Here is a 23,079-nt window from a genome sequence, read left to right on the forward strand (position 1 = left end):
CATTGCCGCCTTCGGCGATGACGTCTTTGAGGTCCTCGAGGGAGCGTGCTTCTTCAGCCATCATCAGCCTCGTGCGTTCTTGGAGTTCATGGACTTGAAGTCGATCACTTCAGGCTGCTGGGCCTCGTGCTTGTGATCGGTCCCGGCATAGACGCGCAGTTTGGAGAACTGCTTGCGAGCCAGCGGGCTTTCTTTCGGCAGCATACGCTTGACCGCGTTTTCGATAACGCGCTCCGGGAAACGGCCGTCCAGCAGCTTGGCCGGGCTGGTTTCCTTGATACCGCCCGGGTGACCGGTGTGACGGTAGTAACGCTTGTCGTCGCGCTTATTGCCGGTGAAGACGACTTTTTCGGCATTGATCACGATGACGTGGTCGCCGGTGTCGACATTCGGGGTGAAGTCCGGGCGGTGCTTGCCGCGCAAACGCATGGCGATGAAAGATGCCAAACGGCCGACAACGGCGCCTTCAGCATCGATCACGATCCACTTGTTTTCGACATCCGCCGGTTTTGCGGTGTAGGTTTTCATTTCAGCGTCCTGTCTCACCCGAAGCGGGCGTGGAGAAATCCGAGCGCGCGACATAAAGGGGGAAATGCGTTCGGTCAACAGGCGTTCGAATTATCGCTGCAAATACTTTCAGTTAGAAATGCGGTTATATATTACCGCATAACGAATTGCTCGTCATACGCTCGTCGCGAAGCCATTGTATTTCAAGGGTTCACCTACCCTTATCGGAGCGCGACATGTCCCTTTCCCGGCGAATTTTCCTGCAGCAAGCCGCCGCAACCTCGCTGGCATTTGGCGGGCTCGCCGCCCGCAGCCTGGCCGTGACAAGCGCCTCCAATGTGGAACAGGCCTATTTCAACCAGACCAATCCCTATGGCGATCTCATTCCCGATCCGGCTGGTTTGTTCGATCTTCCGGCCGGTTTCGAGTACCGGGTCCTCTCCACTGTCGGCGAGGAAATGAGCGATGGTCTGCTGGCCGCCGGTGATTTTGACGGCATGGGCTGTTTCGCCGGACCGGACGGACGCCTTACTCTTGTGCGCAATCACGAACTCATGCCCCAGGAAATCGACGCTTCCGCCTTCGGGGCAGACGCCAGCCGCCTCGACCGCATTGATCGCAGCCGCATCCATGACTGGACCGAAGCCGGCCTTCCGCATCTCGGCGGCACCTCTCACCTGATCATCGACCCGCAAACCCTGACCGTTGAACGCAGCTTCATGTCCCTGGCCGGGACCGCGAATAATTGCGCCGGTGGCGTCACCCCCTGGGGCAGCTGGGTGACCTGCGAGGAAACCGAGCTGACCGCCGGCCCGAGCGCGCGCGTCGATCATGGCTATTGTTTCGAGGTGCCGGCCAGCGCCACGGGGCTGGTCGAGCCGGTGCCGATCCGGGCCATGGGCCGTTTCCGTCATGAGGCCATCGCGGTCGATCCGGCCAGCGGCGCGGTCTACCAGACCGAGGACAAGCGCGGCACCGCCCTCTTCTATCGCTACCTGCCCGACCATCCCGGCGAACTCGCCCGCGGCGGCCGACTGCAGGCACTGGCTGTTCGTGGACAGCCCGGTGTCGATCTGCGCCATCTGACCGCCAGCGCCAACAATCTTCGCCCGGGCGATTGGGTCGAGGTGGAATGGATCGACATGGAAGAGGTCGACGCGCCCAATGCCGACCTCGCCGAGCGCGGCCACGCGGCCGGCGCGGCCAGGTTTACCCGCGGCGAGGGCCTTTGGTGGGGCCAGGGCGAATGCTATTTCACCTGTACCGACGGCGGCCCGGCCGGGATCGGCCAGATTTGGCGCTATCAACCCAGCCCGCACGAGGGTCAGCCCGGCGAGCACGCGCAGCCGGGACGACTGCAGCTCTTTGTCGAAAGTGGGGATGACCGGATCATGGAGTATTGCGACAATCTCTGCGTCGCCCCCTGGGGCGACCTGATCGTCGCTGAAGATGGTCCGCGTGATCAGTACATCCGCGGCGTGACGCCGTCAGGCGAGGTGTATACGATCGGTCGCAATGCGTTCACTGGCCCTGATGGCGAAAAAAGCGAGATTTGCGGTCCATGTTTCAGTCCCGACGGCTCCACCCTGTTCTTCAACATTCAACGCCATCCGGGCCGGACGTTCGCCGTCCGTGGTCCTTGGCGCGCGCGGGGCTGATTGGCGCCTCCCTGTTTGCCCTGGCAGCCTGCGGCAATTCCGCTGAAGAACCGGAACTGGCGGAAGCCGAAGATGACACGCGGCGTGAGGTTTACGTGACTGCCGCGTTCGAGAGCACCAATGACAGCGCCCGCGCGCTCGCCTTCGTGCCTAGCACGATGGCGCCGTCGCTGGGTATGATTGTTTCGGCCACCCGTGATGGCGGTCTGGAAATCTTTGATGCCGACGGCGCCCTGCGCACCGCGCATGCTGGTGCCCAGCTCACCGCACTGGCCGCCGCTCCGGGTTTCCAGCTACGTGGCGAGTCCCTGCCGCTTGTCTTCGGAAGCGCCGCGGATGGCAGCGGACTTCTCGGCTATGCCATTACGCCAGACTTCGAAGTCTTCGATCTTCCGCTCGGCAGCGTTGCCACAGAGGGAGACATCCGCGGCGTTTGCCTGTTCGGGGAAGGCATTGGCTATGTCGATCTGGTTGTTCTCGAGTCTGGCAATGCGGCGGTTATCGCGCGCGTTCAGGATCGTGGCGAACAGCAGCTTTCCGTCGAGGCAATCGAGCGCTTTGACCTGCCGAGCCCGGCGCGCAGCTGCACCGTGCTGGATGACGACATTTATTTTGCCGCGCCAGCCAGCGGTATCGCCCGCACCTCGCGTAGCGGTGAAGTTCTGGCCGAACGCATGGAGCTATCGACCGGCCTCGCCTCGGACAATTTCAATGGCACGCCGGTCATCCTGACCGTCAACGGCAATGATGGCGATGTTCTCGTTCTCGATGCGGATACGCTGACACCGCGCGCCAACTTCGTCTTCGTCGACGGCCTCAGCACCCCGGGGCTGGGAACGGCCGGGCGCATCGCCCTGACCGATCAGAGCTATGGCTTCACCGCCTACTCGGACGGCATGCTGGCCTTCTTTGATCGCGGCGATAACCGGATCAAAGTCGTCTCCCGCGAAGCGACGGTGCGCTCCTTCTTCATCGGCGAGTGATTACACGGCCCGGCGGGCGGTCCAGGCGGCCGCCCCGATGGCTATGAACAAGATCACCGCACCAGCCTGGTGAACCAGCGACAGGCCAAGCGGCGCCACCGCCAGCAGCGCAGCGATGCCCAGGGCAACCTGGGCCACAACCAGGGCCGGCAGGATCACCATGAAGGGCTTCAGGGCAACGCGCGGCTCGCGGTAGATGATGAAGGCCGTCACAGCAACAGCAAGGGTGACGACATAAGCCATCCAGCGGTGCTGTAACTGAACGGCGGCATGGCTTTCAAAAATCGCCTGATGGAAAGGCAGACCGGCGAGATAGCCGTCCGGGATCAATTGCCCGTTCATGCCCGGCCAGGTGTTGAAAATCTTGCCCGCATCGATGCCGGCGACCAATGCGCCCATCAGGATCTGCACAAAAAGCAGCCCCCAGAGCACCAGGAACCAGCGCGTGTGGTTACCGGCCCGAACCGGCGGCGCACCATAGCGCGCATCCAGCGCGGTCCAGAATGTGGCCCCGAGCAGAACAAAGGCCATGCCCAGATGGGTGGCGAGGCGATATTGCGACACATCCAGCCGGTCAACCAGACCGCTGGCGACCATCCACCAGCCGATGGCACCCTGCAGGCCACCCAGAACGAAAAGCCCCAGCAGGCGCGGTTTGAGGCGGGCGCTGAGATCTCCACGCAGCCAGAAGAAGACCAGCGGCACCGCGAAGGCCAGGCCGAGGAAACGGCCGAGCTGGCGATGCCCCCACTCCCACCAGAAGATAAACTGGAACTCGGACATGGACATGCCGCGGTTCTGTTCCTGGTATTCCGTCGTCGAGCGGTAGAGCTCCAGCGCTTCCTCCCAATCCGCCTGGCTGAGCGGCGGGATGGCACCGGTGATCGGTCGCCACTCGGTGATGGAAAGACCGCTATCGGTCAGGCGCGTCGCGCCGCCAACCAAGATCATAATGGCAATCAGGCCGGTCATGACGAACAGCCAGTTGGAAACCGCCGGGCGGGTATGGTGACGATAACTCATGCGCACTCCTGTCGGCTCGGCTAGGTAGACCATCTGCAAGGGGGCGCAAGGCTCTCAAGCGGTGTAATCATGTCGCAGGCTGTAAAATCGGGCTCGCCCTGTCCCGCGCGACAGTCCATCATGCCGCAAAGCCAGGGAGGGAAAGGCGTGATGCAACAGGACGATACGGTTCTTATTCTGGGTGGCGGCCAAGCCGCGGCACAGTGCGCAGCAAGCCTGCGGCGTTTTGGCTGGGAAGGCCGCATCATCATCGCCGGCGAAGAACCGCACCCGCCCTATCAACGCCCGCCCCTGTCGAAGGACTATCTGTCCGGAGCAATCGAGGAAGACCGGCTCTGGTTGCAGCCGCCGGAGACCTGGCAGGCGCAATCCGTGGAGCTGCGTCTGGGCGTCAAAGCGGAGGCCATTGACCGGGGAGCCAAGACCGTCCGGTTCAATGATGGCAGCGTTGAGGCTTACACCCACCTCGTCATCGCCACGGGCGCCCGGGTCCGCCCCCTGCCCGTCCCCGGAGCTGAGCTCGACGGTGTTCGCTATCTGCGTACGATTGCCGATGTCGATCGCCTCAAGGCCGACGTCGTCCCCGGCAAGCAAATCGCTATCATCGGGGCGGGTTATATCGGGCTGGAAGCGGCCGCGGTAGCGACCAAGCTTGGCGCCAAAGCGGTGGTCATTGAGGCGATGCCCCGCTGCCTCGCCCGGGTCGCAGTGCCGGAACTTTCACAATTCTACCGTGAAGCGCACGGGCGCCGCGGGGTCGAATTCTTCTGTGATGCCCAAGTGGTCTCACTCAAGGGCGATGACGGCCATATCACCGGTGTAGAGCTGGCCTCGGGCGAAAACGTCGCCTGCGACAGCGCGCTGGTGGGTATCGGGGTGATCCCCAATGCAGAGATCGCGGCCGAGGCGGAACTGGAAACCGGCAATGGCATTCATGTCGACACGGCCTGCCAGACCAGGGATGCATCGATCTACGCAATCGGCGATGTCGCCGCCCAACCCTACTGGCTTTCCGGAGACCGCCTGCGCATCGAATCGGTTCCCAATGCGATTGAACAGGGCAAACAGGCTGCCGCCGCGATCTGCGGCGCGCCGGCACCGAAACCGGAAGTTCCCTGGTTCTGGTCCGATCAGTTCGATCTCAAACTGCAGACCGCCGGTCTTTTTCAGGGCGCTGATACCCTGGTCGAACGCGTCACCGGTGAGGAACAGCGCAGCTTCTTCCACCTCAAGGATGGCGCCCTGATCGCCGCAGACTGCATCAATGATCCGCAGAGCTTCATGGCGGCTAAGATGATGATCGCCAAAGGACTGGCACCGGACGCAGCAGCGCTCGCTGACACCGGACAGGCGATGAAAGACGTGATGAAACAGGCAATGGCAGCAGGCTGATCAGGCAGAAAATGGTCGGAGCGGCGAGATTCGAACTCGCGACCCCTCGCCCCCCAGGCGAGTGCGCTAACCGGGCTGCGCCACGCTCCGACACTGAACTGACCGGCCGCGACCGGTCAATGGGGAGGCGTTTTATAGGCACACCCCAGACAGTCCGCAACCGCTCGATCAGCGCGCTTTCAGCTTTTCGGTTCCAGCGCCGCCTTGAGCTTGGCCTGGGCCCCTTCGAGGTCGTTCAGGATATCACCGATTTCCCGCGCCGGACTGCCCGGCTGACGCATTGTCTTGCGGCGCTCGACCGGCCGCTCGATGTCGGCGCGGTCAATCGCCATCTCCGGCCGCGAACGATCGCTGGCACCGAGATCGACGATGACTGATACGCCATTATCCTTGATGAATTTCTTGGCGCCCTTGATGGTGTAGCCATCTTCATAGAGCAGGCGCTTCACCCCGCGCAGCAGAGCAATATCCTGGGGCCGATAAAAACGGCGTCCACCGGCCCGTTTGAGCGGGCTGATCTGAGCGAATTTGCTTTCCCAGAAGCGTAAAACGTGAGCGGGAACACCGAGCTCATCAGCCGCTTCGCTGATGGTGCGGAAGGCGTCCGGCGATTTTTCAGTGACCGACATGCGTAAATCGCGTCAGTCTCCGGCTTTGCGGTTCAGTCCTTGGACAAAGCCGAATCGACGCGCTCCTTCAAGACGTGCGACGGTTTGAAAACCAGCACGCGGCGAGCCTCAATCGGAACTTCAACGCCCGTCTTGGGGTTACGGCCGACACGACCGCGTTTGTCCCGCAGGAGAAAAGATCCGAAGGACGACAGCTTAACCGATTCGCCGTTGGCCAGTGTGTCGGACACCATGCCGAGCACAGACTGGACGAGGTCCGCTGATTCCTGACGTGACAATCCGACTTCGCGATAGACGGCTTCGGCGAGATCGGCGCGGGTTAGTGTTTTATCCGACATTTCAATCCCCAGACAGACGCCTATAGGCTACGCCCCTGATCCCCTGCCCGTCAACGCCAAGGTCTTGGATAAAAGATAAAAAGGCCGGATTTTCGCCCTAGAAGCGCGCCAGAGCCGCTCCCCAGGTGAAACCACCGCCAAGTGCTTCCATCAAAATGAGGTCGCCGCGAGCAATACGGCCATCCTGTACCGCACGCTCAAAGGCGAGCGGCACCGATGCAGCCGATGTATTGCCATGATCAGCCACCGTGGACACGACCTTAGCCGTTGGGATTTTGAGCTTTTTGGCGACGCCTTCGAGAATTCGCTGATTGGCCTGATGGGGGACGAACCAATCGATATCGGCGATTTCCACCCCCGCCCGGTCAGCGATCGTCGTCATGGACTCAGCGATATTGGTCACCGCATGCCGGAAGACCTGATTGCCGGCCATGCGAAGGTGTCCGACCGTCTGGGTCGAGGACGGTCCGCCATCGACGTGAAGCAGGTCCTTGAATCGGCCATCGGAGCGCAAATAGGTCGCCAGGAGCCCGGTCTCGCGCTGCGTCGAGGGCGTATCTTCGGCGCTTAGCACCATGGCGCCGGCGCCATCGCCGAACAACACACAGGTCGCCCGGTCGGTCCAGTCGACAATTCTGGACATGGTCTCGGCGCCAACCACAAGCGCATTGCGCGCCTGGCCACGGGCGAGAAAACCGTCAGCGACGGACAGCGCGTAGATAAACCCGGTACACACAGCCTGAACGTCAAAAGCTGCGCCCTGGGTGATCCCCAGCCGCCCCTGCAACACGGTGCCGGTCGACGGGAATGTGAAATCCGGTGTCGTTGTGGCGACGATGATCAGATCGATCTCGGAGGCATCCATGCCCGCATGGTCGAGCGCCCGGCGGCAAGCCGCTTCGGCCAGATCCGCGGTCGTCTCGCCATCCGCCGCGATGTGACGGCGGGCAATGCCGGTCCGCTCCCGGATCCAGCTGTCGGAGGTGTCGACCATGGTCGACAATTCTTCATTGCTGAGGATCCGGGACGGCAGATGCGCCCCGATCCCGGCAATCCGGACTGTCCGGTCGGTCATGCCTCGGCAGCGGCTTCTTGCGCCGCGTGCTCCATGAATTGATCGAGATTTTTGCGCAATTCCGGCATGAAATTGCTTTGTGCCATGGCATAGGCCAGTCCGAGCGCCGAGGCGAAGCCTTCACCATCGGCACCGCCATGGCTCTTGACCACGACACCTTTCAGGCCCAGCAGCACACCGCCATTGATATAGCGCGGGTCCATGCGCTGGCGCAGGCGGTCGAGCGCACCGAAGCTGAGCAATCCAGCGGCCAGCTTGGCGGTGACAGAACTGGTCAGTGCCTCCTTGACCCAGCCGGCGACCAGCCGCGCGGTGCCTTCTGCCGTCTTCAGCGCGATATTGCCTGTGAAACCGTCGGTGACGACAACATCAATACCACCGGCACTGATATCATTGCCTTCGATAAAGCCCCGATAATCAAGGCCAAGACCGGCATCCCGGATCAGACCATCGGCTTCGCGAACCGTGTCATTTCCCTTCAGCTCTTCCTGGCCGACATTGAGCAGGCCGACACTCGGCTTGGCCTCGCCAAATACGGCGCGATGGAAGGCTTCGCCCATGATCGCAAACTCGACCAACTGTGTGGCGCCACACTGGACGTTGGCGCCGACATCGAGCACCACGGTATGACCCTTCGGCGTTGGCCAGTTGGCGGAAATCGCAGGACGGTGAACGCCCTTTTTCATGCGCAGGATGACCTTGGAAATCGCCATCAGCGCGCCGGTATTGCCCGACGACACGATGGCATCGGCCTCACCCGACTTCACGCACTGCACCGCATTCCACATCGACGAGCCGCGCGCCCGGCGAACCGCCTCACTCGGCTTGTCTGTCATTTCCACCGAACTGTCGGAATGACGAATTTCGCTGACCGCGGCGACGGCCGGCTGAGCCGCCATCAGGGGCTGGAGTTGATCTTCCGGGCCATGCACCAGAAAACGCGCCTTGCGATCGGGCCAGCGCTTGAGCGCATTGCCGATGCCGTCCACCACGGCGCCGGGACCGAGATCCCCACCCATGGCGTCTACAGATAAAGTCGGAATACCGGTCATAGCGATCGGATGTGTCCCCTAACGACGGAAGACCGCCAGAATTTCGCGGATACTTACTGGAGCAGCAATCAGATGCAAGTTGCGAAGACCGCAATCAGGCGGGCTGGAAGGCCGGTTCTGCGCCCCCGACCAGCTCGGCCTGCCCTTGCCCTGCAAGCGCCGACGCCGTTCGGGTGACGTATGCGGCAAGTTGCTCGGCCCGCACATCGCCGGGCTCACACTCGAGGACATTTCGCGCCAGGATTGCTGTCAGACTTTCCTCGCCCTTACCTGCTATCGAATCTACATAGGCAGATGCGCGGCCATAGAAGTCCTCGGCCATGAAACGAATCTTCTTGCCGACCGCGCTGTCGCCCAGTCCCAGCTCGCGCATGCCGGCATCGAAGTCATCGAACATCACGTCGAACACTTCCTGCGCCAGCTCATTGCCCTGGCTATCCTCACCATTGCGCAATTCGTGGATCAGCAGCGTGGCATGCAGCAGGATCATTTCAAACCGGCCCTGCAAGGTATCCGGCACTCCGGCCTCGCCATACAATTGCGGCTGACGCGCAGCCTGAACTGTCGCGGCATAAAGGGTCTCGGCACGCAGTTTTGCCGGTCGTTTCTTGAACAGTTTCGAGAACATGAAACTGGGGCTCCCAAATCTTGAGACTTGAAGCTAAAGTCAGGCCCGGGTAGGTCAAGGCAGCCATACAGGGGCCCGGCCGGACCCCGAGGGAGTTTATTTATGAACCGAAGTGTACGCTTGTCTGTGGTCCTTCTCGCCTGTGCGATTGGCCTGACCGCCTGTAACCCTGTCCTGCGTACGCATGGCCATCGCTATACGCTTGGCGAAGAGCCCAATATCCAGGTCGATGAAGATACGCGTGTCAGCGTTGTTCAGCGTCTCGGTTCACCGTCCACGAGCGGCACGTTCGAGGATGACATCTGGTATTACATCTCCTCGACCCGCGAATCTCTCGCCTATCTGCGCTCCTCGACCCGCGACCGCCGTATCCTGGCGATCCGCTTCGATCCCGATGGCGTTGTCGAGGAAGTGCTCGAATATGGCCTCGATGATGGCCGTATCGTCTCTTACGCATCCCGCGAAACGCCGACGCGTGGCCGCGAGCTGTCTTTGATCGAACAATTGCTCGGCAATGTCGGAACGCTCCCGAACGAACAGTTCGGCGGCGAGCAGAACCTGCCTGGCGGTGCCGGCGGTCCGCGCCGCGATCAGTAGACCGATTACGCCCCATCACGGGTTTCATGCTAGCCTCCCGGCTCACACCGGGAGGCTTTTATGTCTTGGGATCTGCTTGATTTCATCGCGGCGGGCGTATTGATCGGCGGCACGGCGCTGGGCGTTTTCCTGTTCTTGCGCGTCAGCCGCACAGCGGCATACCGCATCGCAGCGATCTGCGGCGTGCTGGGCTGCCTGGCGCTGGTCTGGATGAATGCCGCGGTTGGTTTCATCGGCGCTGCGGCAAACGACTTCAACATGCTTTACCTGGCGGTGCCGCTTGCAGGCCTGGCGGGCGCGCTGATCAGCCGGGCCCGGTCGCGCGGGCTGGCCCTGACGGCCATCGCAATGGCGGCGCTGATGGCGCTCATGCTGGCGGCCGGAGCCATTTTCATGACGGACGAATTGGCGCCCCAGATCATCGGCCTGCATCTGGCTTTCATCGCGCTTTTCGGTTTTTCAGCCTGGCAATTCCGGCTCGCATCACAGCCATGAAAAAGCCCCGGCCGATTGGCCGGGGCTCGTCCATTCAAGATCATCGTTCGGCTTAGCCGGCCAGGAAGGCCAACAGCAGCAGTGCAACGATATTGGTGATCTTGATCATCGGGTTCACAGCCGGGCCGGCCGTGTCCTTGTAGGGATCACCCACAGTGTCGCCGGTCACGGAAGCCTTGTGCGCTTCCGAGCCTTTGCCACCATGATTGCCGTCCTCGATATACTTCTTGGCATTGTCCCAGGCACCACCGCCGACGGTCATGGAGACCGCGACGAAGAGGCCGTTGACGATCACGCCAAGCAGCATTGCACCGACAGCGGCCAGAGCCTGAACCTGCTCGCCGGAGACGAACAGGATGGCGAAGTAGAGCACGATCGGCGACAGCACCGGCAGCAGGGACGGCACGATCATTTCGCGGATCGCCGCCTTGGTCAGGATGTCCACGGCGCGGCCGTAATCTGGCTTCTCCTTGAACTCCATAATGCCCGGCATTTCCTTGAACTGCCGGCGAACCTCGGCCACGACCGCAGTCGCAGCACGGCCCACCGCCATCATCGACATGCCGCCGAAGAGGTAAGGCAGAAGACCACCGAAGAGCAGGCCGACAATCACGTACGGGTTCTCAAGCGAGAAGTCCGGCTGGACGTGAAGCAGGTGTTCCACATCGGTCGTGTAGGCCGCGAACAGCACCAGAGCGCCCAGGCCGGCAGAACCGATGGCATAGCCCTTGGTCACTGCCTTGGTCGTGTTACCGACCGCGTCGAGCGTATCCGTGGTGTCGCGAACGCTGTCATCAAGGCCCGCCATCTCGGCAATACCACCGGCATTGTCGGTGACCGGACCAAAGGCGTCGAGCGCCACGATCAGGCCCGCCAGGGCGAGCATGGTGGTGACCGCAATGGCGATACCGAACAGGCCCGCCAGCATATAGGTCGACAGGATACCGACGATGATGATGATCGCCGGCAGCGCCGTGGCTTCAAGAGAAACCGCCAGACCCTGGATCACATTGGTGCCGTGACCGGATTCGGACGCCTGAGCGACCGACTTCACCGGGCGGAAATCCGTGCCGGTATAGTATTCGGTGACCCAGATGATCGCCGCGGTGACGATCAATCCGGCGATACCACACCAGAACAGGTTCATGCCGGTGATCATCTGACCGCCGACCTCACCAATATCGCCCATGCCGTTGGGCAGGGCGTAGGTGTTGACGATCCAAAGACCGCCGATGGACAGAATACCCGCCGCGATCAGCCCCTTGTACAGCGCACCCATGACATTGGTGCCGCCGCCGAGGCTGACGAAGAAGGTGCCGATGATCGAGGTCACGATGCAGACCGCACCGATTGCCAGCGGATAGATCATCATGGCCGAACCGAGATCGCCGGCGAAGAAGATCGCCGCCAGAACCATGGTGGCGACAACGGTCACCGCATAGGTCTCGAACAGGTCCGCGGCCATGCCAGCACAATCGCCGACATTATCGCCGACATTGTCCGCGATGGTTGCAGCGTTGCGCGGATCATCTTCCGGGATGCCTGCTTCAATCTTGCCGACCATGTCACCGCCGACATCTGCACCCTTGGTGAAGATACCGCCGCCGAGACGGGCGAAGATCGAGATCAACGAAGCACCGAAGCCAAGCGCAACCAGCGAGTCGATGACGGCACGGCTGCCGCTCTCAAAGCCCATAGGCCCGGTCAGGATCCAGAAATAGCCGGCCACGCCGAGCAGGGCCAAGCCTGCCACCAGCATGCCCGTCACCGCACCGGAGCGGAAAGCGATCGCCAGACCGGCGGCCAGTCCTGTGCTGGCAGCCTGGGTGGTGCGCACATTGGCGCGGACCGAGACCAGCATACCGATAAAGCCGGCTGCGCCGGACAGAACGGCCCCGATGGCAAATCCCAGCGCAACCTCCCAGCGCAGGAAAATGGCAATCAGAATGCAGACGACGACGCCGACAATGGCAATGGTGGTGTATTGACGCCGCAAATACGCGTTGGCGCCTTCCTGGATGGCCGATGCAATTTCCTGCATCTTTTCCGATCCCGCACTCGCCGCCATCAAACGCTGGGTCTGTACGACCCCGTAGATGATGGCGAGAACGGCAGCGGCAATGGCCAGCATAAGCATGTTCATGGCTTGTTGCCCCGTTTTTTACTTCGCTTAGGTCGAGTAAGAAATGCGGGGAAGACTGAACGTGAGAATCACGCCGACCATACCAATACTCCCCCTAGACGAACGGACTATGCCCAATGCACTAGGGGCGTGCAAGAAAGTGTGGCCGCTAGGCCTCAACTCGCTTTGTTATGCAGTGGAAAACTGACGAATGTCAGCCGATGAGGCGGACATCAAAGCCGCGAATCTCGACGCGCTCGAGCGCATTTTCGCCGTAGACTTCGGACAGCACCCGAGACCAGACCTCAACCGCAACGTCTTCGTCGAGCACTTGGCCGCCCGGCGCGCTGAGATCATGACGGTGCGACGCGCGGATCAGAGCATCGAGGGCAAAATGGGCATTTTCCTGAATGCTCCAGATATCCCGGCCAGCCGCAACGCGGACACGGACGACGACATAGGCAAAACCGGTCAGCCGGCCATTAACGGAGAGTGGCGCGACAATCGCGGGCATGGTGAAAGAGCGCGGATCATCAGGCTCCTCGACCTCTTCCTCCTCGGTTTCGTCGCCACCGATATTGAACAGGGCCAGGAAGCGATTGGAGCTACCGCCGGATCCGGAAGATTCCTCACTCGGCGGCGCAGCAAAAGCCCCGCCGGCCAGAGCCAAACTCAGAACAAGGCCAAAGATCAAAGCCGGAAACAGACGCATAACCACCTCACCTACAGGGCAAGATTGGCATAGAGGCGTCAAAAATGGGTGAATCCGCCCGATTGGAAGCTCATGGCATCGCCCTCGGCGGCGATGACACTGACCCCCTCGCCCTCGGCGACGCGGCCCACCCAGCTGATCTCGCATCCATGGCGGCCTGACAGTGCGAGGACTTTGGCGGCCTGGTCGTGCGGCGCGGTGAACAAAAGCTCGTAATCATCGCCGCTGCTGACCAGCCGTTTGAGGCCTTCATCGCCCTCACCTTCCAGCCAGTGCAGAACCGGCGTAGAGAGCGGGATCATCGCCGCTTCAAGCTCGATCGCCACGCCACTTGCCGAAGCGATATGTCCGGCATCGGCCACCATGCCGTCGGAAATGTCGATGCAGGCACTGGCCAGGCCACGCAAGGCCTGTCCAAGCTCAGTCCTCGCCGCCGGATATTGGTAGCGGCTGAGCAAATGCTCCTGCTTGTCGAGCTTGCCGCGCGCGATATCGAGCCCCAACCCGGCATCTCCGATGGTGCCGGAGACCCAGACATCATGTCCGGCCTGCGCTGCGCTGCGGGTCAGCCCTGCGCCTTCGGGAACAAAGCCGAGCATGGTTATGGAGACCGATAGCGGCGCATCGGCGGACGTCGTGTCGCCACCGATCAAAGGTATGTCACCGGCCGCAGCATTAAGCCCGGCCACGAAGCCATCGCGTTGCGCGTCGCTCCAGGATTTCGGCCAGCTGATGGCCATCAGATAGCCCGCCGGCTCCGCCCCCATCGCCGCGAGATCGGAGAGATTGGCACCGAAAGCCCGTGCCGCCATGACCTCAGGCGCATCGCTGGAGAGAAAATGGACAGTCTCGATCAGCATATCACTGGCCAGAACCAGGCTCTCCCCCGGTCGAGGCGTGAGAATGGCAGCGTCATCCATCAGGTCGAGTGCCGCCGGGTGCCCCCGCGTCAAAGGGCGCAAACGCTGCCGGATGAAGTTGAACTCCCCGCCCCCGCTCATGCGCTAGAGCTCGTCCGGCCGCGCTTGGCGCGCACATTTGTCCAAGGCTGCATTGATGAATTTCGGCTCGGAGCCTTCAAAAAAGGCGTTGGCGACATCGACATATTCGTCGATCACCACACGTGCCGGCACATCATCGCGCTGAAACAGCTCAAATCCGCCGGCGCGCAAAATCGCCCGGACCGTCGCGTCGAGGCGCTCCATGCGCCAGCCATCAGCGAGCAGCGCGTCGATGGCCGGATCCACGACGGCCTGCTTGCGCACAACACCGGCGACGAGGTCCTCGAAGAAATCTTCATCGGCCTCGACGAATTCCGGACCTTCGCCGTCTGCCCCAAAGCGGTGATCGCGAAATTCCTTGATTACCGCTTTCGCACCGAGGCCGCCGATCTCCATCTGGTAGAGGGCCTGGACGGCAGCGAGCCGGGCCGAGCGGCGCAAGCGCGCGCGGGCCTGGGACGGGTTTTCAGCTTCGCCAGTCATGACACCTCTCCGCGGAAACGGTCACGCAAATTGAGAATCGCCAGACAGGCTTCAGCGGCGTCGCGGCCCTTTTTCTTGTCCACGGCACGGGCATTGGCCTGATCACGGTTTTCCACGGTCAGAACACCGTTTCCGACCGGAACGCCCTCGAGCGACAAATCCATCAGACCGCGCGCGCTTTCACCGCAGACATAGTCATAATGAGTGGTCTCGCCTCGGATCACACAGCCCAGGGCCACATAGCCGTCAAAACCGGCATCGGTGAGCTCGGCCTGGGTGATCGCACCGGGGATCTCCAGAGCGCCAGGAACTTCGGCCAGCTCGTGGCTGGCGCCAGCGGCCTCCAACGCGGCCTGCGCGTCCTTGATCATCGGGTCGGCAATATCGCGGTAGAAAGTCCCCGCGACGATAAGAATGCGCCAATCGCTCATATTATTCTCCGCTGAACAGGCGTTCTTCCACCACGCTCAGCCCATATCCGTCCAAGCCGACAATGGTTTGCGGTTTGGTTGTCAAAAGCACCATGTCCCGGACACCCAGATCGAGCAGGATCTGCGCTCCGACACCATATTCACGCAGTCGGCGCGCTTCGCGCTCGTCCTGCGGCAGGGTCGGATGGGCGCCAAGGCGTTCAATGATGGCGGTATGACTGGTTTCACGGATAAAGACCATAACCGCAGCACCGTCATAGTCAGCCAGCTGCTCAATTCCGCGCTGTACCAGCCCGCCGCGCTGGCCGGCACTGCCCAGGACATCATCGACGAAAGAGACCTTCTGCATGCGCACCAATGTGGGCGTTTCCGCCGACGGTGAGCCCTTGATCAGGGCGACATGTTCCGCACCGTCGATGGTGTTTCTGAAGACGATGAGATTGAACGGACCGCCCCAACGGCTTTCAAACTCAGTTTCCAGACGACGCTCGATAAAGCGGTCATTGCGACGGCGATAGGCAATCAGGTCCTCGATCGTGCCGATCTTCAGCCCGTGCAGCTGGGCAAAGGCAATGAGATCGGGCAGACGCGCCATCGTGCCGTCCTCATTCATGATCTCGCAAATCACACCGGATGCTCCGGCGCCGGCGAGACGGGCGACATCAACGGAAGCTTCGGTATGTCCGGCGCGGACCAGGACGCCGCCATCGCGCGCGACGAGCGGGAAAACATGGCCCGGCGTCGCAATATCATCAGCGCCCTTGGACGGATCCGTGGCCACCTCGATCGTGCGCGCACGATCATGGGCGGAAATCCCGGTGGTGACACCTTCGCGGGCCTCGATAGAGGTGGTGAAAGCGGTTTGATGGCGCGAGCGGTTTTCCGAGGACATCAGTTTGAGATCGAGCGCTTCAATACGCTCCTGGCTCATCGCCAGACAAATCAGGCCACGGCCATGCTTGGCCATGAAGTTGATCGCATCCGGTGTGGCGAACTTGGCCGGAATGACCAGATCACCCTCATTCTCGCGATCCTCGGCATCGACGAGGATGAACATGCGCCCATTGCGGGCGTCTTCAATAATGTCTTCGATCGGAGAAAGCGGCGTATCGCTCATCACGCGTCCTTGGAAAATTCTGTGAGACGCGCGGCGTAGCGCGCCATGAGGTCAACCTCAAGATTGACACGGTGTCCCGCCTGCAATTGGCCGAGGGTCGTCACCTCGGCGGTGTGCGGGATAATCATCAGATCAAAGCTCGTCTCCGTGACGTCATTCACGGTCAGCGACACCCCGTCGACGGTGATCGAGCCTTTCTTGGCGATGAATTTGTTCAGTGCGGCGGGCGGCTTGACGGTGAATACGATCCAGTCGCCTTCCATGCGCCGGTTCTCCACTTCGCCGACACCATCGACGTGACCGGTGACCAAGTGTCCGCCCAGTTCCTCGCCGATCGCCAGGGCGCGCTCAAGATTGACCGCAGAGCCCTGTTTCAGCTCGCCCAGCGTGGTCAGACGCAGCGTCTCCGGCGAAACCTCGACGGCGTACCAGCAGCCGGTATCGGTGTTTTCTTTCTCGACAACGGTCAGGCAGGCACCGCCATGCGCGATCGAGGCGCCCATAGCGATCCCGTCGGCATCATAAGGCGCTTCAATCTCGAAGCGGACGACATCGGTGCCGCTGATCGAGCGAACCCGCCCCTTGGCCGTAACAATTCCTGTGAACATCAGCGCACCCGTTCATAGCTTTCCTGGATGTCCGCACCGCGCGCGGTCAGACCGGTGCGCCTGAACATGGGCGCATTATCAAGACTCTCAAGGCCAAGTTCTGCAAACACCGGCAGACCGTCTCCGCCAAGAACCAGCGGTGCGCGAAACCATTCGATACGATCGACCAGGTCAGCGCGCAGAGCCGAGGCGGCGATCTGCGCCCCCGCTTCAATCATCACGCTTTGATAACCGGCCATGGCCGCCGCCATATCGGGGGATGCGCGCATGACGACCTGACGCGTCGGCTCGCCAAACACCTTGGCGCCCATAGGCATACGCCCCTGCCGGTCCAGCACGAGGAGATCGGGTTGGCGTTCTGCGGGCGGTTCGGTTCGGGCCGTGAATTCAGGATCATCGGCCAGAATGGTACCGATGCCGGTCAGGATGGCTTCATGAGCCGCGCGCATCTTGTGCACCTCGGCCCGGCTCTCCGGCCCGGTGATCCATTTCGACAGACCATTGGCAAGCGCGATCTTCCCGTCGAGCGAGGTCGCAAGCTTCAGCGTGACCCGTGGCGTGTCGCCCTGGGTCATTTCTTCGCGTCATCCTCGCCGGACCGGGTCTGGCCGAGATGCTCATCCTTGATGAACTCGCGGAAGTCCTCGACCTTGTGGAAGTCCTTGTAGACCGACGCGTAGCGGACATAGGCCACGGAATCGAGATTCTTCAGGGCTTCCATGACCAGTTCGCCGACGCGGTCGGAGGTGATGTCGGTCTCACCGGAACTTTCAAGCCGGCGCACAATGCCCGAAATCATCTGCTCGATGCGGTCCGGTTCGACATTGCGCTTTTGCGCGGCCAGCTGGATAGAACGGCTGAGCTTTTCGCGATCAAAGGGAACCCGGCGGCCAGACTTTTTCATCACCGTCAGCTCGCGCAATTGCACCCGCTCGAACGTGGTGAAGCGGGCGGAGCAAGACGGGCATTGCCGGCGGCGGCGAATGGCATTGCCATCTTCCGCCGGACGGGAGTCTTTCACCTGAGTGTCGGGATGACCGCAAAAAGGACAACGCATCCGAAGACCTTACGCCAATTGCGGATAAATTGGGAAGCGTGCCGTCAGGGCTTTGACCTCCTCGCGCACCGCCGCTTCGATCTCGGCATTACCCTCGGGGCTCTCCACCAGGCCATCGAGCACACGAACCATGAACTCGCCGACCTGTTTGAACTCGGCCTCGCCGAAACCACGCGTGGTCGCCGCGGGGGATCCGACGCGCAGGCCGGAGGTCACCGTCGGCTTTTCCGGATCAAACGGAACGCCGTTCTTGTTGCAGGTGATGAAGGCGCGCTCCAGCGCTTCTTCGGCCTGGTTGCCTTTAAGGCCCTTGGGACGCAGGTCGATCAGCGCCAGATGGCTGTCGGTGCCGCCGGAAACGATGTCATACCCGCCGGCCTTCACCGCATCGGACATCGCCTGGCAGTTCTTGACCACTTGCTGCGCATAGGTCTTGAACTCCGGACGCAGGGCTTCGCCAAAGGCCACGGCCTTGCCGGCGATGACATGCATGAGCGGACCGCCCTGAATGCCCGGGAAGATCGCCGAGTTGAACTTCTTGCCCAGGGCTTCGTCATTGGACAGGATCAGACCACCGCGCGGGCCGCGCAAGGTCTTGTGAGTCGTCGTGGTGCAGACATGAGCGTGCGGGATCGGTGACGGATAGACGCCGGTCGCGATGAGCCCGGAGTAATGCGCCATGTCCGCCAGCATGTAGGCGCCGACTTCATCGGCGATCGACCGGAATTCCGCCCAGTCGATCTCGCGCGGATAAGCCGAGCCCCCGGCGATGATCATTTGCGGCTTGAGCTCATTGGCCTGTTTGCGCAGGGCATCATAATCGATCAGTGCGTCCTCTTCGCGCACGCCATAATGATGCGCGTCAAACCACTTGCCCGACTGGTTGGGACGGGCGCCATGGGTCAGGTGTCCACCGGCATCCAGCGACATGCCCAAAATCTTGTCGCCCGGCTTGATCAGCGCCAGGAAGACCGCCTGGTTGGCCTGGCTACCGGAATTGGGCTGGACGTTGGCATAGGCAGCACCGAAGAGTTCCTTGGCCCGCTCGATCGCCAGGTTCTCCGCAATATCGACAAATTCACAGCCGCCATAGTAACGACGCCCCGGATAGCCTTCCGCATACTTATTGGTCAGCGGCGAGCCCTGCGCCTCAAGCACGGCGCGCGAGACAATATTCTCCGATGCGATCAGTTCGATCTGGCTTTGCTGGCGCTGAATTTCCAGATGGATGGCGCGCGCGACATCGCGGTCGCTCTCAGCAACGGACTGGGTGAAGAATTGCTGGGTCGCATCGGTGAGCGGGGCAGTCGTGTCCGGCATGGGATTTCCTCTTCCTGAATGCTCTTGATACGGCGCGCCGGATCGGCTCGCAAGCGTCCTGTATGCGGCGAATTCAGAGTTTTGGAATCTGGAATGTATTACCGGAATTTCATTCAAGAAAACTTTGCTGTGCGCGGATGAATTCTTTTCCGATCAAGTCTTGAACTTGTAAAAATCTAGACTTATTCCTCCAGCAAACGCGCTCGTGAAATTGCGGGCATCCTCTCCAATACTACGAATAAAGGGATTGATTATGACCGAGGCCACGCTACCGGAAATTGACAAGGAAGAACTCCTTCGCATGACCACCGATATTGTCGCCTCTTATCTGTCCCATAATTCAATGCCGGCGGAAAACGTGCCCGACCTCATCAAGTCGGTGCACCAGACCATGACCAGCGTCACCGAGACCGAAGAAAAGCAGGTCGCGCGGGCAAAGCCGGCCGTCCCGGTTTCGAAGTCGATTGCGGATGACCACATTGTCTGTCTTGAGGATGGCAAGAAGCTGAAAATGCTCAAGCGCTATCTGCGCTCGCAATACAATATGTCGCCGGATGAATACCGCCAGAAATGGAATCTGCCTGCTGACTACCCGATGGTCGCGCCGGCCTATTCGCGCAAGCGCTCTCAGTTCGCCAAGGACATCGGCCTGGGTCGTGGCCGCAAGGGCAAGTAAGCCTCACACCACTTAGTCAGACTTTAAGACCACGGCCGGGTTTATCGCCCGGCCGTTGTTTTTTGCCTTTACCGGTTTCTGTCCGGGCATTGCGCGCGAGCTTCCAGTTCAGCTTGGCCAGCGCCAGGCGATCAATCTCCAGACGCGTCGTATGAATCGGGACCTGGAAAACGACTTCCTCGCCGGTCGCCGCATCGACGGCCGCCACACGCGCGGAATTGCCGAGCGTTTGTATCTCGACATAGACCTCGCGCTCGCTCATCCCGTCTCCTGTCAGGCGCGGACGATACCGCCCTCTTCCGACGCGGCCTCTTCCCAGACCTGGTCGAGCGCTTCGATCAGCTGGTCGAACATGGCGTCGGAGTGCAGCGGCGTCGGGGTGAAGCGCAGGCGCTCGGTTCCGCGCGGCACGGTCGGGTAGTTGATCGGCTGCACATAAATCCCGTGCTCGTCGAGCAGACGGTCGGAAATGCGCTTGCACAGAACCGGATCACCGACCTTGATCGGCACGATGTGGGTTTCCGACGGCATCACCGGATAACCGGCATCGGCGAGGCGCTGTTTCAGCGTTGCCGCGCGTTCCTGGTGCTTTTCGCGCAAATGATGCGCGGCCTTGAGATATTCCACGCTCGCCCGGGCGCCCGCAGCCAGCGCCGGCGGCAGGGCCGTGGTGAAAATGAAGCCGGAGGCCATCGAGCGGATGGCGTCAACAATCGCGCCATCGGCGGCGATATAACCGCCCATCACGCCGAAGGCTTTGCCCAGCGTGCCCTCGATAATGTCGATCCGGTGCATCAGGCCGTCACGCTCAGCGATGCCGGCACCGCGCAGGCCGTAAAGGCCAACCGCGTGTACCTCATCGAGATAGGTCAGCGCGTTATACTTGTCCGCCAGATCACAGACGGCCTCGATCGGACCGATATCGCCATCCATGGAATAGACGGACTCAAAGGCAATCACTTTCGGCGCATCAGCCGGCGCGGCCTTGAGCAGCTCCTCGAGATGCTCGACATCATTATGGCGCCAGACATGTTTCTCGCAGCGCGCGCCTTTCACGCCCTCAATCATCGAGGCGTGGTTCAGCTCATCGGAGAAAATGATCAGGTTCGGCAGGATCTTGCCGAGCGTCGCCAGCGTCGCCTCATTGGCGATATAGCCGGAGGTGAAGAGCAGGGCCGCGTCCTTGGCATGGAGGTCTGCGAGCGAATGCTCGAGCTCGACATGGTAATGCGTGGTGCCGGAAATATTGCGCGTGCCGCCGGCGCCGGAACCGACCTCGTCAATGGCGCCCTTCATCGATTCCACGACGCAGGGGATCTGCCCCATGCCGAGATAATCATTGGAACACCAGACGGTGACATCGCGGACATTGCCGTCCTCGGTGCGCCAGCGTGCGACCGGAAACTCCCCCTTGCGGCGCATCAGATTCGCGAACACGCGGTAGCGGCCTTCCGCCTTTACGCGGCGAACAGCAGCTTCAAATGCGCCATTGTAATCCATGGGGGCCTCGTAGTTTATCTACCCGAACTCGATATTGAGTCGTGGTATAAACAGTTAATCCGAACCGTTCGACAGGACAGAGCGCCGCAGGCGCATGAATTTTCAGTATAGCGCATCAAGACGCGCTCGATAGCTCTCCCGCAGCTCTCCCGCTCCACAAACGAAAACGGCGCCCCGGGCGGAGCGCCGTTAAAACTCTTCGATGGTCCGACCGGCTACATGCGGAAGCGGATATGGTCGGCCCAGAAGCGTTCAATCCGGGTCAGTGCCGTATTCATCGACGGCAGCGCGTCGATCTCGACACCGCCGACCGGAGCCAGCGAGGCGGACTGGCGCTCGAACAGCGTGTTGAGTTGGGCGCGCACGGCGTGACCGGTCTCGGTCAGGCTCACCCGCACAGACCGGCGGTCGGTCGCTGAGCGTTCGTGCCGGATATATCCGGCCTCGACGAGCTTTTTCAGGTTATAGGACACGTTCGAGCCGAGATAATGCCCGCGCGTGCGCAGCTCGCCTGCGGTCAATTCCTGGTCGCCGATATTGAACAGGAGCAGAGCCTGAACCGAGTTCACATCATCGATGCCCTCGCGTTCAAGCTCGTCCTTCACGACGTCGAGGAGCTGCCGGTGAAGGCGCTCAACCAGTTGAAGAAGCTCTAGATATTGCGTGTTTGCGTCTGCCTGCGGCGAGACACTTTCGGCCATTGCCATAATACTACTCCACCCGATCTTTTATTTGATCTTGTCGGGGAGCCTACAGGCAAAGGGCTAAAAAGCGTTTAACCGTTTGAGTCGCATTCTTCGATCAGGCGATAAATCCCGGAAAAGTCCGTATTGGCATCGCCTTGGTCGACGAAGGACTGGTAGAGATCATTGGCCAAGGCACCCAGCGGCGTCGCCGCAGAGGCGGCATCGGCTGCCTCCATCGCCAGGCCGAGATCCTTCAACATCAGCGCCGCGGCAAAGCCCGGCTGATAGTCATTATTGGCCGGCGAGGCCGGCACCGGACCCGGTACCGGACAATAGCTCGTCATTGACCAGCTCTGGCCGGACGCCTTGGAGGAGATGTCGAAGAATTTCTGCTGATCGAGGCCGAGCTTGGCGGCGAGCGCGAAAGCCTCGCACGTGCCGATCATGTTGATCGCCAGCAGCATGTTGTTGCACGCCTTCGCAGCCTGGCCCGAGCCCAGCCCGCCGGCATGGATCACGGCCTTGCCCATGGCCGACAGGATCGGCTCGGCCAGGGCAAAGTCTGCGTCCTCGCCACCAACCATGAAGGTCAGCGTGCCGCCGGTTGCCGCAGCGACACCGCCAGACACCGGCGCATCGAGGAATTTGAAGCCCTTGGCCTTGGCCGCCGCGCCGACATCACGGGCACTGTCGACGTCGATGGTGGAGCAATCCATGAACACCGCGCCGTCCTTGGCCGCACCAAAGACTTCGCTCTCATACACCGCGCGCACATGCTTGCCGGCCGGCAGCATGGTCACAACAGCATCGGCGCCGCTGACGGCGTCGGCCGCTGATGCTGCCGTCTGGGCTCCACCCTCGGCCGCCTTGGCCAAGGCCTCAGCGCTGAGATCAAAGGCGTGAACGTCGTGACCGGCCTTGACCAGATTGGCGGCCATGCCCGAACCCATATTGCCCAGTCCGATAAATGCGATGCGCGACATGTCTGT

General features: G+C 61.4%; 27 protein-coding genes and 1 tRNA gene. 6 read left to right on the top strand and 22 right to left on the bottom strand.

All coding sequences use genetic code 11. From position 1 onward, the window contains the following. Nucleotides 1-63 precede the first annotated feature (63 nt). On the bottom strand, nt 64-528 hold the full coding sequence (gene rplM, locus Q1V57_RS02695; RefSeq protein WP_300527407.1) for a 50S ribosomal protein L13: 465 nt from the start codon (nt 526-528) through the stop codon (nt 64-66). Between the two features lie 215 nt (nt 529-743). Here rplM and Q1V57_RS02700 point away from each other — a divergent pair, with 215 nt between their 5' ends. Both Q1V57_RS02700 and Q1V57_RS02705 read left to right on the top strand, forming a co-directional pair. Further along, entirely contained in the window at nt 744-2,165 is a 1,422-nt protein-coding gene (locus Q1V57_RS02700) for an alkaline phosphatase PhoX (RefSeq protein WP_300527408.1), read from the top strand. After that, the gene (locus Q1V57_RS02705; RefSeq protein WP_300527409.1) at nt 2,147-3,148 is read left to right on the top strand and encodes a hypothetical protein; all 1,002 of its coding nucleotides are present in this window, start codon (nt 2,147-2,149) and stop codon (nt 3,146-3,148) included. Before Q1V57_RS02700 ends, Q1V57_RS02705 begins: the two co-directional genes overlap by 19 nt. Here Q1V57_RS02705 and Q1V57_RS02710 read toward each other — a convergent pair whose 3' ends face one another. Next, on the bottom strand, nt 3,149-4,171 hold the full coding sequence (locus Q1V57_RS02710; RefSeq protein WP_300527410.1) for a COX15/CtaA family protein: 1,023 nt from the start codon (nt 4,169-4,171) through the stop codon (nt 3,149-3,151). It lies immediately after the preceding gene. A gap of 150 nt (nt 4,172-4,321) precedes the next feature. Here Q1V57_RS02710 and Q1V57_RS02715 point away from each other — a divergent pair, with 150 nt between their 5' ends. Then, nucleotides 4,322-5,563 carry an FAD-dependent oxidoreductase gene (locus tag Q1V57_RS02715; protein WP_300527469.1) on the top strand — a complete coding sequence of 414 codons (1,242 nt, stop codon included), beginning with the start codon at nt 4,322-4,324 and terminating at the stop codon, nt 5,561-5,563. Between the two features lie 12 nt (nt 5,564-5,575). Here Q1V57_RS02715 and Q1V57_RS02720 read toward each other — a convergent pair. The 6 genes from Q1V57_RS02720 to Q1V57_RS02745 all read right to left on the bottom strand — a co-directional run bounded on the left by Q1V57_RS02720 (nt 5,576) and on the right by Q1V57_RS02745 (nt 9,285). Continuing rightward, nucleotides 5,576-5,653, bottom strand: a tRNA-Pro gene (locus Q1V57_RS02720). A gap of 89 nt (nt 5,654-5,742) precedes the next feature. After that, nucleotides 5,743-6,192, bottom strand: a complete 450-nt coding sequence (locus Q1V57_RS02725; protein WP_300527411.1) for a MerR family transcriptional regulator — start codon at nt 6,190-6,192, stop codon at nt 5,743-5,745. 32 nt (nt 6,193-6,224) lie between these two features. Then, entirely contained in the window at nt 6,225-6,530 is a 306-nt protein-coding gene (locus Q1V57_RS02730; protein WP_300527412.1) for an integration host factor subunit alpha, read from the bottom strand. Nucleotides 6,531-6,627: 97 nt separating this feature from the next. Beyond that, nucleotides 6,628-7,605, bottom strand: a complete 978-nt coding sequence (locus Q1V57_RS02735; RefSeq protein WP_300527413.1) for a beta-ketoacyl-ACP synthase III — start codon at nt 7,603-7,605, stop codon at nt 6,628-6,630. Beyond that, a complete protein-coding gene (plsX, locus tag Q1V57_RS02740) occupies nt 7,602-8,657 on the bottom strand; it encodes a phosphate acyltransferase PlsX (RefSeq protein WP_300527414.1) in 1,056 nt (351 codons plus the stop codon). Before plsX ends, Q1V57_RS02735 begins: the two co-directional genes overlap by 4 nt. Nucleotides 8,658-8,751: 94 nt before the next feature. Then, entirely contained in the window at nt 8,752-9,285 is a 534-nt protein-coding gene (locus tag Q1V57_RS02745) for a ubiquinol-cytochrome C chaperone family protein (RefSeq protein WP_300527415.1), read from the bottom strand. Between the two features lie 102 nt (nt 9,286-9,387). On the opposite strand from Q1V57_RS02745, the gene bamE reads away from it, so the two are divergent. Both bamE and Q1V57_RS02755 read left to right on the top strand, forming a co-directional pair. Continuing rightward, nucleotides 9,388-9,882, top strand: coding sequence for an outer membrane protein assembly factor BamE (gene bamE, locus Q1V57_RS02750; protein WP_300527417.1), 495 nt, complete (start codon nt 9,388-9,390; stop codon nt 9,880-9,882). 60 nt (nt 9,883-9,942) lie between these two features. Further along, nucleotides 9,943-10,377 carry a hypothetical protein gene (locus tag Q1V57_RS02755; protein ID WP_300527419.1) on the top strand — a complete coding sequence of 145 codons (435 nt, stop codon included), beginning with the start codon at nt 9,943-9,945 and terminating at the stop codon, nt 10,375-10,377. A 52-nt stretch (nt 10,378-10,429) separates the two neighbouring features. Here the strand turns inward: Q1V57_RS02755 and Q1V57_RS02760 are convergent, their stop codons facing one another. From Q1V57_RS02760 to glyA, 10 genes are all read right to left on the bottom strand, one after another. Then, nucleotides 10,430-12,520 (bottom strand): sodium-translocating pyrophosphatase, encoded by a 2,091-nt coding sequence (locus tag Q1V57_RS02760; protein ID WP_300527420.1) that lies wholly within the window; start codon nt 12,518-12,520, stop codon nt 10,430-10,432. A 193-nt stretch (nt 12,521-12,713) separates the two neighbouring features. Continuing rightward, nucleotides 12,714-13,211 (bottom strand): hypothetical protein, encoded by a 498-nt coding sequence (locus Q1V57_RS02765; protein ID WP_300527421.1) that lies wholly within the window; start codon nt 13,209-13,211, stop codon nt 12,714-12,716. 38 nt (nt 13,212-13,249) lie between these two features. Next, nucleotides 13,250-14,212 (bottom strand): thiamine-phosphate kinase, encoded by a 963-nt coding sequence (gene thiL / locus Q1V57_RS02770; RefSeq protein WP_300527422.1) that lies wholly within the window; start codon nt 14,210-14,212, stop codon nt 13,250-13,252. A 3-nt stretch (nt 14,213-14,215) separates the two neighbouring features. Then, a complete protein-coding gene (nusB, locus tag Q1V57_RS02775; RefSeq protein WP_300527423.1) occupies nt 14,216-14,695 on the bottom strand; it encodes a transcription antitermination factor NusB in 480 nt (159 codons plus the stop codon). Next, nucleotides 14,692-15,126 (bottom strand): 6,7-dimethyl-8-ribityllumazine synthase, encoded by a 435-nt coding sequence (gene ribH, locus Q1V57_RS02780; RefSeq protein WP_300527425.1) that lies wholly within the window; start codon nt 15,124-15,126, stop codon nt 14,692-14,694. Before ribH ends, nusB begins: the two co-directional genes overlap by 4 nt. A 1-nt stretch (nt 15,127) precedes the next feature. Then, complete coding sequence (ribB, locus tag Q1V57_RS02785; protein WP_300527426.1) at nt 15,128-16,243, bottom strand: 3,4-dihydroxy-2-butanone-4-phosphate synthase; 1,116 nt, start codon at nt 16,241-16,243, stop codon at nt 15,128-15,130. Beyond that, on the bottom strand, nt 16,243-16,851 hold the full coding sequence (locus Q1V57_RS02790; RefSeq protein ID WP_300527428.1) for a riboflavin synthase: 609 nt from the start codon (nt 16,849-16,851) through the stop codon (nt 16,243-16,245). The genes ribB and Q1V57_RS02790 overlap by 1 nt, the downstream gene beginning before the upstream one ends. After that, nucleotides 16,851-17,426: a RibD family protein gene (locus Q1V57_RS02795; RefSeq protein WP_300527430.1), complete on the bottom strand. Its 576-nt coding sequence runs from the start codon at nt 17,424-17,426 to the stop codon at nt 16,851-16,853. The genes Q1V57_RS02790 and Q1V57_RS02795 overlap by 1 nt, the downstream gene beginning before the upstream one ends. Further along, nucleotides 17,423-17,908, bottom strand: coding sequence for a transcriptional regulator NrdR (nrdR, locus tag Q1V57_RS02800; protein WP_300527431.1), 486 nt, complete (start codon nt 17,906-17,908; stop codon nt 17,423-17,425). Before nrdR ends, Q1V57_RS02795 begins: the two co-directional genes overlap by 4 nt. 9 nt (nt 17,909-17,917) lie before the next feature. Further along, nucleotides 17,918-19,228 (bottom strand): serine hydroxymethyltransferase, encoded by a 1,311-nt coding sequence (gene glyA / locus Q1V57_RS02805; RefSeq protein WP_300527432.1) that lies wholly within the window; start codon nt 19,226-19,228, stop codon nt 17,918-17,920. A gap of 253 nt (nt 19,229-19,481) precedes the next feature. Here glyA and Q1V57_RS02810 point away from each other — a divergent pair, with 253 nt between their 5' ends. Further along, complete coding sequence (locus Q1V57_RS02810; protein ID WP_300527434.1) at nt 19,482-19,904, top strand: MucR family transcriptional regulator; 423 nt, start codon at nt 19,482-19,484, stop codon at nt 19,902-19,904. Between the two features lie 16 nt (nt 19,905-19,920). Here Q1V57_RS02810 and Q1V57_RS02815 read toward each other — a convergent pair whose 3' ends face one another. From Q1V57_RS02815 to mmsB, 4 genes are all read right to left on the bottom strand, one after another. Next, complete coding sequence (locus Q1V57_RS02815) at nt 19,921-20,166, bottom strand: hypothetical protein (RefSeq protein WP_300527436.1); 246 nt, start codon at nt 20,164-20,166, stop codon at nt 19,921-19,923. Nucleotides 20,167-20,177: 11 nt separating this feature from the next. After that, nucleotides 20,178-21,404, bottom strand: a complete 1,227-nt coding sequence (hemA, locus tag Q1V57_RS02820) for a 5-aminolevulinate synthase (RefSeq protein WP_300527438.1) — start codon at nt 21,402-21,404, stop codon at nt 20,178-20,180. Nucleotides 21,405-21,619: 215 nt separating this feature from the next. Further along, nucleotides 21,620-22,111 carry a winged helix DNA-binding protein gene (locus Q1V57_RS02825; RefSeq protein ID WP_300527439.1) on the bottom strand — a complete coding sequence of 164 codons (492 nt, stop codon included), beginning with the start codon at nt 22,109-22,111 and terminating at the stop codon, nt 21,620-21,622. A 68-nt stretch (nt 22,112-22,179) separates the two neighbouring features. After that, nucleotides 22,180-23,073 carry a 3-hydroxyisobutyrate dehydrogenase gene (gene mmsB / locus Q1V57_RS02830; RefSeq protein WP_300527440.1) on the bottom strand — a complete coding sequence of 298 codons (894 nt, stop codon included), beginning with the start codon at nt 23,071-23,073 and terminating at the stop codon, nt 22,180-22,182. Between the last annotated feature and the right edge of the window lie 6 nt (nt 23,074-23,079).

The organism is Maricaulis sp. (assembly GCF_030149425.1).
Taxonomy (GTDB): domain Bacteria; phylum Pseudomonadota; class Alphaproteobacteria; order Caulobacterales; family Maricaulaceae; genus Maricaulis.